We start from the raw sequence: 15,381 nt of genomic DNA, 5'->3' as shown, positions 1-15,381 counted from the left end.
CCCGCCGGGGTCAGCGTCCCGCCGGCACCGCCACCCCCATCACCTCCCGGGCGTGGCGGTCCGGAGTCATGCGCAGCCGCCAGGCCTGCCAGCCGGCCTCCAGCTGGACGCCCCGCTCCAGCAGCAGGGCGTACGCCGAGACGTAGTCCTCCAGCTTCTCGTCCCGCAGCGGATGCGAGACGCGGGCCAGCTGGGCCAGCTCCTCCTGGGCGACGGCCGTGCCCACCTCCACCCCGCCCGGCGCCGCGTACGGCAGCAGGGTGCAGCGCAGGAAGCGGGCCCAGTCCTCGCCGCGCCGGTCGCCGTAGGACGTGAACAGGGTGAGCGCCTCGTCGCACAGCGCCAGCGCCTGCTGCGTCCGCGCGTTGCCCGCGTCCACCACGGCCAGCTCCAGGCAGGTCCAGGCCTCGCCGTGGGCGACGCCGATCCGCTGGAAGTCGGCGCGCGCGTCCACCAGGAGCTGACGGGCGAAGCCGGAGTTGCGCAGCGAGCCGGTCCGCGCGGCCCGCTGGTCCCGGGTCGCCCGCGCCGAGTGGTGCCGGGCGCAGGCCAGGCCGTACACGTCCCGGATCCGGGAGAACATCGTCCGGGACCGCTCCAGGTCGCGCACCGCCTGGTCCAGCTCGCCGGTCTCCTCCAGCGCCTGCCCCAGGTAGTACAGCGTCCACGCCTCGCCGCGCGCGTCCTCGTTCTCCCGGTGCCGGGGCACCCCCTGGCGCAGGCTCTCCACGGCCGCGGACGCGTCACCGGCCACCAGCCGGGCCCGGGCCAGCTGGGTCAGCGCCCACGCCTCGCCGCGGGCGTCCTGCGTCCTGCCGTACCGCTCCAGGGCCGCCCGCAGCTCCGTCTCCGCACGCGGGACGTCCCCCAGTCGCAGGGCCAGCTGGCCGAGCTGGAAGTGCGCCCAGGCCTCGCCGTGCACCGAGCCTCCCTCGCGGTGCAGGACCAGGGAGCGGGTGAGCAGGTCCAGCGCCTGAGCCAGCCGGGCCCGGTCCCGCTGGACGGCCGCCAGCGCGTGCATCGTCCACGCCCGGTCCGTCGCCAGCTCCGGCGCCGCCTGGAGATCCAGGGCCTCCTGGAGCCTGGCCGCCGCCTCGCCGAGGTTGCCCTGGTGGTGCAGCGTGATCCCCAGCGAGGTCAGCGCGCGGGCCGCCCCCGCGTCATGGCGGGCCTCCCGGTACAGGCCCACGACCGAGGTCAGCGTGGTCCTCGCCGTGTCCAGCTCGCCGAGCTGCCGGGCCGCGATGCCGGTACGCCACTGCACCGAGCGCACCAGCAGCCCCTGGTCCACCGACTGCGCCAGCTCGCTGATCTCACCGAGCCGGTACAGGTCGCCGCGCAGCAGGCAGTAGTCGCACAGCGCGCCCAGCAGGTTCAGCACGGCCGCCTGGTCCACGCCCTCCGCCTGCCGCAGGGCCGCCGTGATGAAGCTGGACTCGTCGTCCAGCCAGCGCAGGGCCTCGTCGAGCGAGGGGAAGCCGTGCGAGCCGAACTGGTTCGACCGCGTCGACATGTTCCCGTCGACCAGGCGCAGCACCGAGTCGGCCAGCTCCGCGTAGTTCACGATCAGCCGCTCCTGCGCCGCCGCGCGTTCGGCCGGGTCCTCCTCGTCCAGCAGCCGGGCGTGCGCGAAGGCCCGCACCAGGTCGTGCAGCCGGTAGCGGCTGCCGCGCACATGGTCGATCAGGCCCGCCCGGGCGAGCGCCACCAGATGCCGGGTGGCCTCGGGCTCGTCGGTGGCCAGCAGCGAGGCCGCCGCCGCCGCGCCCAGCGAGGCCCGGCCCGCCAGGGCGAGCCTGCGCAGCAGCCGGCGGGTGGGCTCCGGCTGGTCGGTGTAGCGCAGCCACAGTGCCCGCTCCACCGGCTCCACCGGGCCGTACGCGCCCAGGTCCGCGGCCAGCTGCCGGGGTGAGCGCGGGCCCAGTGCCGAGCCCGCGACCCGCAGCGCCAGCGGCAGCCCGCCGCACAGCTCCCGGATCCGGTCGGCGGAGTCGGCGTCGTACGGCCCCGACGCGTCCTCGGCCGCCGCGCCCAGCAACTCCTCGGCGCCCGCCGCGTCCAGCGCCGGGACGGGCAGCTCGTGCACCCAGGCCGGCAGGTCGGCGGGCAGGTCGAGGGGGGAGCGGGCGGTGACCAGCACCAGGCTGTCGGAGCGCTCCGGCACCAGGGCGCGCACCTGCTCCGGGTCCGAGGCGTCGTCCAGCACGATCGTCACCGGCAGTCCGGTCAGGTGCCGGTGGTACAGCTCGGCGAGCCGCTTGACCTGCTGGTCGGGGGAGGACCGCTCCCGGAACAGCAGCTGCTCGCGGGGCGCGCCCAGCCGGTTGAGCAGGTGCAGCAGGGCGTCCCGGGTGGACAGCGGCGCTTCCCCCCGGCTGGCGCCGCGCAGGTCCACCACCACCGCGCCCCGGAAGTGGTCCCGCAGCTCGTGCGCCGCGCGCACCGCGAGCGTGGTCCGGCCGGAGCCGGGCTCGCCGTGCAGCACCACCAGCGTCGGCCGGGTCTCGGTGGCCGCGCGCGCCGCCTGCGCCCACTGTCTGATCCGCCCCAGCTCCGCCCGGCGTCCCGCGAACGGGCCGTCGGCGTCCGGGAGCTGCCCGAAGGACTGCTCCAGCACCGAACGCCGGCGGGCCGCCGCGCTCTTGTCCGCGCCGCGCAGCGCCGGGCCACCGCCCTTCTTCTTGGCGCCGGTGGAGGCGCTGAGCACCCGCTGCTGGTCGAGGAACGGGCGGATGCCCCGCACCTCCAGCGCGGTCAGCCACTGCAACCGCAACTGCTCCGGGCCGCCGGGCTGGCCGGCCGCGCCCGCGCGGTGGTGGGCGGCGGGCAGATGCGCGCCGGCCACCTTCACCACCGTCGCCGCGGCGCCCACCGCGCCCGCGGTGACGCCCGCGCCGAGGGCCGTGCCGGTACCGGTGCCGAGGGTCAGGTCGGCGACGGCGGCGGCGACGGCGGCGACCGCCGCGACGAGCAGGGCCGTTCCGGCGCCTTCGCGCGCGTACCGCTGGCCGAAGGTCAGCCGGCCGGCCTCCGCCTCGTCCAGGGCGCGGGTGTAGACCTCGTACTCCTCGCCGGCCGCTCCCGCCATCGTGTCCAGCGCGCCGCGCGCCCGCGACAGCAGCAGCTCACCGTCGATCCGGCCGCCCGAACGCCGTACCTCCTCCTCCACGGCCCGCACCAGCAGCCGCTCGGCCTCCGCCCGATGACCGTCGCGCATGTCCCGTCCCCCTCCGGCGGCAACTCCGTCGCGTACGAGTGTCCTTCGGGGAAGGCGGGATGGCGAGGGGGTGGCGATCAGCGGGGGTGGTGAGGGTTTCGTGCCGACTGCCTCCGGGCCGGCCAGGTCCGGGAGCCGCGCCCCACGGCGCCGCCCGGCGCCCGCCGGTCCGGCGAAACCGACGGTTGCCGTCCGGGCCTGGCGTTCCGCGGGGGGATCGCTGCGGCAGGATGGGGTCATGCCGAATCGACTGGCCCATGAGACGTCCCCGTACCTGCTCCAGCACGCGGACAACCCCGTCGACTGGTGGCCGTGGTCCGGCGACGCCTTCGACGAGGCCCGCAGGACCGGCAGGCCCGTCCTGCTGAGCGTCGGATACAGCAGCTGCCACTGGTGCCATGTGATGGCCCACGAGTCCTTCGAGGACCAGGCCACCGCCGACTACCTCAACGAGCACTTCGTCAGCGTCAAGGTCGACCGCGAGGAGCGGCCGGACGTGGACGCCGTCTACATGGAGGCCGTCCAGGCGGCCACCGGGCACGGCGGCTGGCCCATGACCGTGTTCCTCACCCCGGACGCGGAGCCGTTCTACTTCGGCACCTACTTTCCGCCCGCGCCCCGGCACGGCATGCCCTCCTTCCGGCAGGTGCTGGAGGGTGTCCAGCAGGCCTGGACCACCCGCCGGGACGAGGTCGCCGACGTCGCCGGGAAGATCGTCCGCGATCTCGCCCAGCGGGAGATCGTCCGGCAGGCCGCCGAGGCGCCCGGCGAGCAGGAACTCGCGCAGGCCCTGCTCGGGCTCACCCGCGAGTACGACCCGCAGCGCGGCGGATTCGGCGGCGCGCCGAAGTTCCCGCCGTCCATGGTGCTGGAGTTCCTGCTCCGCCATCACGCGCGCACCGGTGCAGAGGGCGCGCTCCAGATGGCCCGGGACACGTGTGAGCGGATGGCCAGGGGCGGCATCTACGACCAGCTCGGCGGCGGGTTCGCCCGGTACTCGGTGGACCGCGACTGGGTCGTGCCGCACTTCGAGAAGATGCTGTACGACAACGCCCTGCTCTGCCGGGTGTACACCCACCTGTGGCGGGCCACCGGCTCGGACCTCGCCCGGCGGGTCGCGCTGGACACCGCCCAGTTCCTGCTCCGTGAACTGCGCACCGCCGAGGGCGGGTTCGCCTCCGCCCTCGACGCCGACAGCGACGACGGCAGCGGGCGGCACGTCGAGGGGGCGTACTACGTCTGGCGGCCCGATCAGCTGCGTGAGGCCCTCGGAGACGACGCCGAACTCGCCGCCCAGTACTTCGGCGTGACGGACGAGGGCACCTTCGAGCACGGCCAGTCCGTCCTGCAACTCCCGCAGGCGGAAGGCGTGTTCGAGGCCGAGAAGATCGCCTCCGTCAAGGACCGGCTCCTCGCCGCCCGGGCGCGGCGCCCCGCGCCCGGCCGGGACGACAAGGTCGTGGCCGCCTGGAACGGGCTCGCCATCGCCGCGCTCGCCGAGACCGGCGCCTGCTTCGACCGGCCGGACCTCACCGAGGCCGCCGTGGCCGCCGCCGACCTGCTGGTCCGCGTCCACCTGGACGAACACGGGCGGCTCGCCCGCACCAGCAAGGACGGCCGGGTCGGCCCGAACGCGGGGGTGCTGGAGGACTACGCCGACGTCGCCGAGGGCTTCCTCGCGCTCGCCTCCGTGACCGGCGAGGGCGTCTGGCTCGACTTCGCCGGACTGCTGCTCGACCACGTCCTGGCCCGCTTCACCGACACCGGGACCGGTGCCCTGTACGACACCGCGTCCGACGCCGAGCAGCTCATCCGCCGGCCCCAGGACCCCACCGACAACGCCGCCCCCTCCGGCTGGACCGCCGCGGCCGGCGCGCTGCTGAGCTACGCCGCCCACACCGGCTCCGAGCCGCACCGGGCCGCCGCCGAGCGGGCGCTGGGGGTCGTGAAGACGCTCGGGCCGCGCGTGCCCCGGTTCATCGGATGGGGGCTGGCCGTCGCCGAGGCGCTGCTCGACGGGCCGCGCGAGGTGGCGGTCGTCGGACCGGCCCCGGACGACGAGCGGACGGCGGCCCTGCACCGGACGGCGCTGCTGAGCACCGCCCCGGGGGCCGTCGTCGCCTGCGGCACCCCGGGCAGCGAGGAGTTCCCGCTGCTCGCCGACCGCACCCTCATCGACGGCGCGCCGACCGCGTACGTCTGCCGCGGCTTCGTCTGTGACCTGCCGGTGACGGACCCGGACGCCTTGCGCACGAAGCTGACCGCGCCCTGAGAGCCCCGGCCGCCGGCCCGGCGGACCCGGCCGTGGACCGCCGGGCCATGAGGAAGCGTCAGCGCTTCTCCAGGGCACGCGCCACGATGGCTTCCAGCTGGTCGTGGTGCGCGCCCTTCCAGTACGCCCGGCCGCAGGCCGTGCACTGGGCGAAGACGTCGTAGGAGCGTTGGGTGCCGTGCTTGAGCTGGGCGGCGACCTCGTCCTTGGTGGCCTGTCTCAGCAGGCCGTTGCAGGCGGTGCAGCGGGTCCAGGGGCTCAGGTCGGGGGCGAAGCGGTCGAGGACGTCGTGGAGCTGGTCGTCGGGGCGGGTGCTGTAGACGAACGCGCCGGCCCACAGTTCCCGGCGGCGCAGCAGGCCCCGGTCACGGCTGAGCATGACCCGCTTCTCGGCCGCCGAGCGGGCGGCGAGCGCCGGGTCGCCGATGTCCGTCGACTCGTACGCCGTGTCCACGCCGAGCAGCCGCAGCCGGCGGGCCAGCGTGCCGAGGTGGACGTCGAGGAGGAAGCGGAGGGGTGCGCCGGGCACCCGCTGGGGGCGTTCCACCGGCCGGACGACCAGCCGCTCGGCCGGCTTCGGGATGTGCGAGGGCGGTACCTCGCGGCCGTCCACGACCAGCGCGCCGACCTCGGTGAGCGGTACCCCGAGGGACTCGACGACATGGCCGAGGGACGAGACTCCGTCGGTGACGAGCGTCCGGTGCGGTTTCCGCTGGACGAACAGGGCCAGCTCGGGGGCGAACTCGACGTGGATCTCGGGACCGTTCACCCGGTCAGGATGTCACGGGAGCGGTCCGTGGCCTCAGGGATTTCCGGCGGGGAGGCCGTGCTCCAGGACGTCCAGGGCCCGGTCCAGCAGGTCGCGCAGGTCGTCCTGGAAGCCGTTCTCCGCCCAGGACATGCTGACTTCCATCAGACCGCCGACCAGGGCCGTCGCGTAGACGCGCACTTCGAGGCTGTCCGCGGCCAGCCCGGAGCGTTCGGCGAGGGCCGCGCGCAGCAGGCGCCCGCTCTCCGACATGCTCTCGACCATCCGGGACCGGACGGCGGGGATCTGGACCGCGAGGTGCGCCCGCACCCGCACCGCGTCGGGGTCCTCCGCCATCATCGTGTCGACGGCCAGGTGCACCACGTGCCGTACCGAGTCCGTCCACGGCTCTCCCGCGGGCCGGGCGCGCACCTCCTCCGGCATCAGCGGGTCGTACTCGCCCGTGAGGACGATGTCCTCCTTGGTCGGGAAGTACCGGAAGACGGTCGACGGTGACACCTCGGCCCGGTCGGCGATCTGGTCGATCGTCGTGGCGTCGTAACCCTGCTCCTCGATCAGCGCGTAGGTCGCGGCGCGGATCGCCTCGCGCGTCTTGATCTTCTTGCGTTCACGCAGGCCCAGCTGGGGGCGGTCGGCGGGGGAGAGCGGGGAACGTGCGGGCGTCATGCCGGTCATTGTCCGGCATCGGCCGTGGTGGGGGCCACGGCCGGGGAATCCTCCCGGGCCGGGCCGGGCGCCGGGCGGCCGGTGCGTCCGCCGTGGCCGCGAGACGGGCCGAGCCGGTCCTGGCGGCGACCAGGTGGGCGGCCACCAAGGACACCCCGGCGGTGTGCGCGGCACCGGAGGGCGGCCCGGCCACGCCGAGCCGGTCCCGGAACACGCCTGCGAGGAGGCTGCCGGGCAGCGCGGCGGAGGCGGGCACCACCGGACAGTGCGCCGGCCCGTGGCGGCCCCGGGCCGCTCCGCCGTGGTCGGCAGGGACATGAGAACGGCCACGGCTCGGGTGAGCCGTGGCCGGGGAAGGCGAGCGGGGAGGGTTACGCGTGCTGGTACGCCACCAGCGAGATCCCGACGTAGTGGACGGCGAACGCGGCGAGGGTGAAGGAGTGGAAGACCTCGTGGAAGCCGAACCAGCGCGGTGACGGGTTCGGGCGCTTGATGCCGTAGATCACGCCGCCGGCGCTGTAGAGCAGGCCGCCGACGACCACCAGGACCAGGACGGCGATGCCGCCCGTGCGCAGGAAGTCGGGCAGGAAGAAGACGGCAGCCCAGCCCATCGCGATGTAGCAGGGCGTGTACAGCCAGCGCGGGGCGCCGACCCAGAAGACGCGGAAGACGATGCCGGCCGCCGCGGCGGCCCAGATGCCCCACAGCAGCCACTGGCCCTTGGCGCCGGGCAGGAGCAGCAGGGTCAGCGGGGTGTAGGTACCCGCGATGATCAGGAAGATGTTGGCGTGATCGAGGCGGCGCAGCACGCCGTCCATGCGGGGGCTCCAGTTGCCCCGGTGGTAGAGCGCGCTGACGCCGAAGAGGAGGCAGGCCGTCAGGGCGTAGATGCCGCAGGCGACGCGGCCTCTGGTCGAGTCGGCGAGGGCGGTGAGCACGAGGCCCGCGATGAGTACGGCCGGAAACATGCCGAGGTGCAGCCAGCCGCGGAGCCTGGGCTTGACCGGATGCGGCAGGGAGAGCGCCACGGGACCACGGCCGGCGGCCGGCGTGTCCGTGGGCGCGTCGGAGGCGGACGCAGTCATGGTCCGCATGGTACCGACGCTGCCGTAAGTCGCTCATCAATGCACGTTCAATCAGGTCATCCGGCAAAAAGTCCTTCAGCTGAACCCAACGTGGACGCAAAGAGTCGTGGTGACCGTGGCATTCCTCACGCCGCTCACTTGTGATGCCCTCTGGACAGATGGGCACTAGACTCGGATGATCAAATGAGTGCGGTCGGCACCGGATGAGCAGGCTACGAAGCATCCGGGTCGCGGCCCCCACGGGGCGAGAACACAAAAAATCCCTCACTTAGGAGCAATCGTGGCGCGCGACATCGCGGCTCCCACCGTCGTCCCCACCCACCACCAGGAACTGATCTCGTGGGTCAACGAGATCGCTGAACTGACGCAGCCGGACAGCGTGGTCTGGTGTGACGGCTCCGAGGCCGAGTACGAGCGGCTGTGCGAGGAACTGGTCGCCAAGGGAACGTTCAAGAAACTCGACCCGGTCAAGCGCCCCCACTCCTACTACGCCGCCTCCGACCCGTCCGACGTCGCGCGCGTCGAGGACCGGACCTTCATCTGCTCGGAGAAGGAGGAGGACGCGGGCCCGACCAACCACTGGAAGGCCCCCGCCGAGATGCGGGAGATCTTCACCGGCGACCAGGGCCTGTTCCGCGGCTCCATGCGGGGCCGGACCATGTACGTCGTGCCCTTCTGCATGGGCCCGCTCGGCTCCCCGCTGTCCGCGCTGGGCGTGGAGATCACCGACTCCGCGTACGTCGCCGTCTCGATGCGCACGATGACGCGCATGGGCCAGGCTGTCCTGGACGAGCTCGGCGACCAGGGCTTCTTCGTCAAGGCCGTCCACACGCTCGGCGCCCCGCTGGAGCCCGGCCAGCAGGACGTCCCCTGGCCCTGCAACCAGACCAAGTACATCTCGCACTTCCCCGAGTCGCGGGAGATCTGGTCCTACGGCTCCGGCTACGGCGGCAACGCCCTGCTCGGCAAGAAGTGCTACGCCCTGCGCATCGCCTCCGTCATGGCCCGCGACGAGGGCTGGCTGGCCGAGCACATGCTGATCCTCAAGCTCACTCCGCCGCAGGGCGAGTCCAAGTACGTCGCCGCCGCCTTCCCCTCCGCCTGCGGCAAGACCAACCTCGCCATGCTGGAGCCCACCGTCTCCGGCTGGACGGTGGAGACCATCGGCGACGACATCGCCTGGATGCGGTTCGGCGAGGACGGCCGGCTGTATGCGATCAACCCCGAGGCCGGCTTCTTCGGCGTCGCGCCCGGCACCGGCGAGCACACCAACGCCAACGCGATGAAGACCCTGTGGGGCAACGCGGTCTTCACCAACGTCGCGCTCACCGACGACGGCGACGTGTGGTGGGAGGGCATGACCGAGGAGTCCCCGGCCCACCTGACCGACTGGAAGGGCAACGACTGGACGCCGCAGTCCGCGACCCCGGCCGCCCACCCCAACGCCCGCTTCACCGTGCCGGCCTCGCAGTGCCCGATCATCGCGCCCGAGTGGGAGGACCCGAAGGGCGTGCCGATCTCGGCGATCCTCTTCGGCGGGCGCCGCGCGACGGCGGTGCCGCTGGTGACGGAGTCCTTCGACTGGAACCACGGCGTCTTCCTCGGCGCCAACGTGGCCTCCGAGAAGACCGCCGCGGCGGAGGGCAAGGTCGGCGAGCTGCGCCGCGACCCGTTCGCGATGCTGCCGTTCTGCGGCTACAACATGGGCGACTACATGGCCCACTGGGTCGACGTCGCCAAGGACAAGGACCAGTCCAAGCTGCCGAAGATCTACTACGTCAACTGGTTCCGGAAGAACGACGAGGGCCGGTTCGTCTGGCCGGGCTTCGGCGAGAACTCCCGGGTCCTGAAGTGGATCGTGGAGCGGCTGGAGGGCAGGGCCGAGGGCGTCGAGACGCCGATCGGCATCCTGCCGGCGAAGGACGCCCTGGACACCGACGGCCTCGAACTGTCCGAGTCCGACCTGGAGTTCCTGCTCACGGTCGACAAGGAGGTCTGGCGCGAGGAGGCCGCGCTGATCCCCGGGCACCTGGACACCTTCGGCGACCACACCCCGAAGGAGCTGTGGGACCAGTGCCGGGCGCTGGTGGAGCGCCTGGGCTGAGCCGCCCACCGATGACCCCGCGGCCGGTCGCCGTGCCCTGACCAGCGATCGTCACGACCGGCCGCGGTGAACAGCCCACCGGGCCCCGCCGGGCGGCGTGCGGGGCCCGGTCGTGCGCGCTCCCTTGCCCACGAGATCTTCACGGCTGTTTCATGGCCCCTACAGGCGTCTCACCGACACCGGTGAGGTGCTCGATTCAGCCTGTGGGGGGCACAGTTGAATACAGCACACCGTTCCAGACGTCTCGCGGCCACACTGCTCACCGCGGTGCTCGCCGGGACCGGACTGACCGTCGCCGCCGCGCCCGCGGCCCAGGCGGCGGCCTCCGACGCCGTCGCCAAGCTGCCGATCTCGTCGTACTCGGGCCTGGCCGTCGACTCCGTGCACCAGCGCGTCTACATCGCCGACCAGCGCGACGGCCAGGCCGCCGGCACGGTGCTGGTCTACGACTTCCAGGGCCAGAAGGTCGCGGCGCTCCCGCACCCGGGCCCGGTCTCCGGCGTGGCGCTCGGCGAGGACTCCGCGACGCTGTACGTGGGCGAGAGCGGACGCGTCGTCACCTACGACACCGGCACGCTCCAGCAGACGGGCGCGCACAGCGCCGCCTACGACACCTGCGGGCGTCAGCTCGCCTACGCGGGCGGCACGGTGTGGAGTACCGACGCCTACGTCTTCCAGAGCTACCAGTGCGCCACGGCGACGACGTCCCTGGACACGCTCACGAACGGCACGGTCTCCCGGACCGGCTGGAACGACGTCGGCCGGCTCCAGCTGGCCCCGGGTGCCCGCGCGCGGAACCGTCTCCTCATGGGCCAGCCCGAGGAGAGCGGCGCCGCGAACCCCTTCCTCGCCTCGTTCGACGTCAGCGGCGCCGCCCCGGTGCGGGAGGCCGCCCGCCGGTTCGCGGACGGCGACGGCAAGGGCGCCCTCGACCTGAAGGACATGGCGGCGAGCCCGGACGGCACCGAGGTCGCCGTGGCCGACGCCACCGCCGGCACCCGGTTGCTGAACGCCGGCGACCTGTCGGACGCGCCCGGCCAGTACCAGGCGCTGCCCGCCGGCGCGACCTCCACCGCCGTCGCCTTCAGCGGTGACGGGAAGTACATCGCCCGGGGCGCCCAGGCCGCCGGCAGCACGCCCGATCTGCTGGTGCAGAGCGCCGACCCGGCCGACGGCACCCCGCCGCTGGAGTTCGCCTTCGAGGGCAGCCTCGACGGCAACGGCGTCACCCCGCGGGGCCTCGCCTGGTCCGAGGACGGCTCCCGGCTCTTCGCGGTCACCCGGGGCGGCACCGGCCAGGAGTACTGGCTGCACGTCATCCAGCCCCCGGCCGTCCAGTACGACACCCGCTTCACCGGCGACCTCACCCACAGCCCCTCCGGTGCCGTCGCGGGTGAGCCGTTGTCGGTGCGCGGCGGGCTGGAGTGGGACGGGCCCGCGCCCGCCGAGCCGCTGAAGGTGACCGCCGTGCGCGAGGACGCGAACGGCACGCACCAACTGGGCACCGCCACCGTCCGGGACGACGGCACCTTCACCGTCCTGGACGAGCCCGACCTCGTCGGCGACGCCACCTACACCGTGTCCTTCCTCGGCGACCTCACCCACCGCCCCGCCACCGACATCACCCGCACGGTGACGGTCGGCAAGGCGCCCGGCTCGCTCACGCTGACCGGGCCTGACGAGGCCACGATGAGCGAGGGCGTCCACCTCACCGGCACGTTCACCGCACAGGGCAAGGCCCTGCCCGAGCGGGCCACGCTCACCGTGCGGCGCACGGACCGGCTCGGCACCGGCTCCCTGTCGTCGGTGACCGTCGCCGCCGACGGCACCTTCACCGTCGACGACCTGCCGCGCACCCGGCGCGAGGTGACCTACACCGTCGGCTGGCCGGGCGACGACCTGCACACCGGTGCCACGGCATCGGTCACGGTGTACGTCAGGCGCTGAGTTCGCCGTCCCCCGTCCCGCCCCGGTCCTGAAGGTAGCGGGTGTGGGACTCCTGGCGGCGGGCCTCGGCCTCGCCGAGCTCCGCCGCTAGCCGCTCGGCCTCCTGCCGCAGCAGATCGAGCTGCCGCTCCAGATGGCGTTCGGGCGGCTCGGTGCCCGGCGTCAGACGCGTCCACCAGCGGGTGCGGACGAAGGCGTCCACGGCCTCCGGGATGTCCTGCCGCACCGCCCGGGAGACGGTGTGCACGCCCTCCGGGTCCCGGGCCAGCGCCTCGGCGACCCAGCCCGGTTCCAGCAGCGCGCCCAGCAGCCCGGTCAGTCCGCCGAGCCGGGCGGCGGCCTCGGGCGGCAGGTCGACGTCCGCGAGGTAGCCGCCGAGCCGGCCGAAGTCGGCGCGGACCTCCTCCAGTTGGGCCGACGGGCTCGGGAAGTCCGGCAGGGCGGGCCGCTCCGGCGGGGCGATGAGCGCGCCCGCGCCGTACAGTCCGGCCACCACGACCGGCCAGTACGGTCCCGCGACCCCGGCGAAGGTCAGCACCAGGCCGAGCAGCCCGCAGGCGCCGCCGGTGAGGTTCTTGCGGGACTCCAGGTAGCCGAGGACCTTGTTGCCGGGGACCTTACTGGTAGCCACGGATCTCCTCGAAGGCGCCGTCCAGCGAGCCCTGCCGGGCGTCGAAGAGCCGGCCGCCGGTCAGGTCGGCGATGTGCTGGAGTTCGGAGCGGGAGGAGTCGCCGAACAGGACCGGGAAGACGGGGATGTCCCGCCGGTCGCGGCCGAGGGCGCGGTAGAAGCCGTCGAAGTCGCCCGCCTCGGCGCCCGCGGTGTTCTCGCCGTCGGTCATCAGCACGATCGAGGTGAACGTGTCCCGGCCGGTGCCGAGATGGTCGTACGCCTGCTCCAGCGAGGTGTAGACGGCGGTGCCGCCGTCGGCGCTGAGCGCGTCGGTGTCCCGGCGGATCGCGGCGAGGCCCGCCCTCGGGTCCTTCGGGTCGACGACGTGGGTGCGCACGCTCTTCACGTGCGAGCCGAACGGCATCAGCGTCACCTCCTCCCGGTCCCGGAAGTCGCCGGTGAGCCCGGTCAGCGCCTTCTTCAGCGCCGCGAGCCGGCCGCCCTCCATGGAGCCGGAGGTGTCCAGGACGTACACCGTGCGGGAGGGGCGGCGCAGTTCGTTCTCGTACGCGTCCAGCAGCCCGTCGGCCACCGAACGGCTGCCGGGGAAGGGCAGTTCACGGCGCCGGCCGGTGTCGAGGCCGGCGGCGGGCCGCACCGAGGGCACGACCGGGCGGCGGTGGGTGGTGTCGGTGATCAGCTTCTGCACGGCGTCGGTGCGCAGGTCTGCGGTCACCTTGCGGACGTCCTCGCGGGTGCGGGCGTCGGTGGACGCGAGCGAGGAGAACGGGTAGTCGGCGGTGACGACGCCGTCGCGGGGGCGGATCACGGTGAGGCCCGGGATGCCCTTGAGGACGGACTCGTAGTTGAGCAGGGCGTCCACGGTGCCCCGCCGCCGATAGGCGGTGGCGAGCCAGCCCGAGGAGCCCGAGGTCAGCTTCTGCCCCTGGAAGAACTCCTTCAGCCGGGGCGTCGCCTTCGCCACGTCGGCGTCGGTCAGCGCGGACTGGGCGCCGGAGAGGCCGGAGGCGACCGAGACCAGCGTGGCGAAGCCGGAGTTGGAGCGGGCCGGGTCGGTCATGCCGTAGGTCAGCTTCCCGTCCTGGACGGCCCTGTCCACCTGGGACCAGGTGACGTCCTCCGGCTTCCAGCCGAGCTCCCGCACGGTCGCCGGACGGACGCCGACGGCGACCGGGCTGGACATGACCGGCGTCTCGGACACCACCTTCCTCGCCGCCTCGGGCCGCAGCCGCAGGTAGTCGTCCGACGACAGCCACAGCGCGTCGTACGCCCCGTCCGCCTTCCCCCGGGCCAGCAGGTCGACGGCGTCCAGGGTGCCCATGTAGGTGGGCCGGACGGTGATGCCGGTGTCCTCGCGGACGCGGTCGAAGACGGCGGTCATGTCGCTGAGTTCGCTGGAGGCGAGGACCCGGAGGGTGCCGGGCTTAGGCGCGTGCGAGTCGTCCTTCGGGTCCTCGGAGGTGCACGCGCTCAGCAGGCCGGCGGCGACGGCGAGCACGGCGAGCAGGGATCGTCGTCTCATCCGAGGCCCCCCTCCAGCGCGCCCTGGGCGCGGCTGCGCTCCAGGTGGGCGGAGGCTCCCCGCAGTTCGTCAGTGAGGGACCGCACGGTGCTCGCCATGACCTCGGTCGCCTGGACCTTGTAGCCGTCGATGGCGTCGAGGGTGCGGTAGATCTGCTGGAACGCGGCGCGCAGGGTCTCCGCGCCGACCGCCGGGTCGGCGGCGATGCGCTGGATCTCGCCGCTCTGCGTGGCGAGCATCTCGGCGTTGCCCCGGATGAGGTCCTCGGTGGTCCCGCGCAACGCGTTGACCTGCTCGACGACCTTCTTCTGGCTGTCCAGGGCGGAGGCCAGCATCACGGAGATGCGCAGCGCCGAGACGGTGGTCGTGGCGGCCCGGTCGACGCCCTTGATCAGCTCGTCGTTGTTGCGGCGTACGACGTCCATGGCGAGGTAGCCCTGCGCGCACACCGCCAGCTGGGTGAGCAGGTCCTGGTGCTTCTGCCGGACCGGGAAGAGCACGTCGGCGCGGAGGGCGTCGGCCTCCTGCGGGTCGCCGACCCCGGCGATGTGCTCCTCGACGGCGGTGTCCAGGGCCTGGGTGAGGACGACGTACTCCTGGAGCTTGCCCATCGTCTCCCACAGCCGGACCCGCTCGGTCTGCAACGCGGCGTTGTCCCGGCGCAGTTCGTCCTGGCCGCCGCGCAGCGCGCCCACGATCCGGTTCAGGTTGCCCTGCGCGGAGGCGTACTTGGCGAGGTGGTCGCGCAGCTTGTTGCCGCCGGGCAGCCGGGACAGGAACCTGCGGCCCCTGTTCGCGGGCAGGTCCCGCGGGTCCAGGTCCTCCACCGCCCGGCGGAGTTCCACGAGCGAGCCGGCGACCTTGCCCTGGGTGTCCCCGCCCTTGTCGGGCAGGCTGCGCACGGCCCGCTCCAGCATGCGGTTGGACTGGACGGCGGCGGTGCGCATCTCGCCGGCGCCGAGCGCGGTGATCTCGCCGACCTTGCCGGCGAACTCCGGCGAGCGGGCGTCGAGCGCGGCGAGCTGCTCGACGAAGGCGGTGGCCTTGCGGGCCATGTCGGTGCGCACCGCGTCCTCGACGGGCACCAGTCCGCCGGCCTTCTCCTTGGGCACGGCCGGCACGGGATCGGGCGGGGTGAGCTGGAAGTCGCTGTCGGTCATGCGGT

At 73.6% G+C, this 15,381-nt stretch carries 10 protein-coding genes; 3 read left to right on the top strand and 7 right to left on the bottom strand.

Annotated elements, in window-relative coordinates:
* Positions 1-10 precede the first annotated feature (10 nt).
* Positions 11-3,217: a tetratricopeptide repeat protein gene (locus IE294_RS21730; RefSeq protein ID WP_189888633.1), complete on the bottom strand. Its 3,207-nt coding sequence runs from the start codon at positions 3,215-3,217 to the stop codon at positions 11-13.
* A 238-nt stretch (positions 3,218-3,455) separates the two neighbouring features.
* Here IE294_RS21730 and IE294_RS21725 point away from each other — a divergent pair, with 238 nt between their 5' ends.
* Positions 3,456-5,489: a thioredoxin domain-containing protein gene (locus IE294_RS21725; RefSeq protein ID WP_189888631.1), complete on the top strand. Its 2,034-nt coding sequence runs from the start codon at positions 3,456-3,458 to the stop codon at positions 5,487-5,489.
* Between the two features lie 58 nt (positions 5,490-5,547).
* Here the strand turns inward: IE294_RS21725 and IE294_RS21720 are convergent, their stop codons facing one another.
* From IE294_RS21720 to trhA, 3 genes are all read right to left on the bottom strand, one after another.
* Positions 5,548-6,258 (bottom strand): Mut7-C RNAse domain-containing protein, encoded by a 711-nt coding sequence (locus tag IE294_RS21720; RefSeq protein ID WP_189888629.1) that lies wholly within the window; start codon positions 6,256-6,258, stop codon positions 5,548-5,550.
* Positions 6,259-6,291: 33 nt separating this feature from the next.
* Entirely contained in the window at positions 6,292-6,924 is a 633-nt protein-coding gene (locus IE294_RS21715; protein ID WP_189888627.1) for a TetR/AcrR family transcriptional regulator, read from the bottom strand.
* A 371-nt stretch (positions 6,925-7,295) separates the two neighbouring features.
* Positions 7,296-8,009, bottom strand: a complete 714-nt coding sequence (gene trhA / locus IE294_RS21710; RefSeq protein ID WP_189888625.1) for a PAQR family membrane homeostasis protein TrhA — start codon at positions 8,007-8,009, stop codon at positions 7,296-7,298.
* 280 nt (positions 8,010-8,289) lie between these two features.
* On the opposite strand from trhA, the gene IE294_RS21705 reads away from it, so the two are divergent.
* Together IE294_RS21705 and IE294_RS21700 are read left to right on the top strand one after the other, a co-directional pair.
* Positions 8,290-10,113 (top strand): phosphoenolpyruvate carboxykinase (GTP), encoded by a 1,824-nt coding sequence (locus IE294_RS21705; RefSeq protein ID WP_189888623.1) that lies wholly within the window; start codon positions 8,290-8,292, stop codon positions 10,111-10,113.
* 267 nt (positions 10,114-10,380) lie between these two features.
* Positions 10,381-12,060, top strand: a complete 1,680-nt coding sequence (locus IE294_RS21700) for an NHL repeat-containing protein (protein WP_189888869.1) — start codon at positions 10,381-10,383, stop codon at positions 12,058-12,060.
* Here the strand turns inward: IE294_RS21700 and IE294_RS21695 are convergent.
* The 3 genes from IE294_RS21695 to IE294_RS21685 are packed head-to-tail and all read right to left on the bottom strand — an operon-like array spanning position 12,050 to position 15,376.
* Positions 12,050-12,691: a hypothetical protein gene (locus tag IE294_RS21695; protein ID WP_229917279.1), complete on the bottom strand. Its 642-nt coding sequence runs from the start codon at positions 12,689-12,691 to the stop codon at positions 12,050-12,052. The two genes, IE294_RS21700 and IE294_RS21695, sit on opposite strands and share 11 nt — an antisense overlap.
* The gene (locus tag IE294_RS21690) at positions 12,678-14,216 is read right to left on the bottom strand and encodes a VWA domain-containing protein (RefSeq protein WP_189888621.1); all 1,539 of its coding nucleotides are present in this window, start codon (positions 14,214-14,216) and stop codon (positions 12,678-12,680) included. The genes IE294_RS21695 and IE294_RS21690 overlap by 14 nt, the downstream gene beginning before the upstream one ends.
* Positions 14,213-15,376, bottom strand: a complete 1,164-nt coding sequence (locus tag IE294_RS21685) for a toxic anion resistance protein (protein ID WP_189888619.1) — start codon at positions 15,374-15,376, stop codon at positions 14,213-14,215. Before IE294_RS21685 ends, IE294_RS21690 begins: the two co-directional genes overlap by 4 nt.
* Positions 15,377-15,381 lie beyond the last annotated feature (5 nt).

The organism is Streptomyces canarius (genome assembly GCF_014650735.1).
Classification (GTDB): domain Bacteria; phylum Actinomycetota; class Actinomycetes; order Streptomycetales; family Streptomycetaceae; genus Streptomyces; species Streptomyces olivaceoviridis.
Note: the sequence above shows the minus strand (reverse complement) of the source record. Positions and strands in the feature narration are given on the sequence as shown.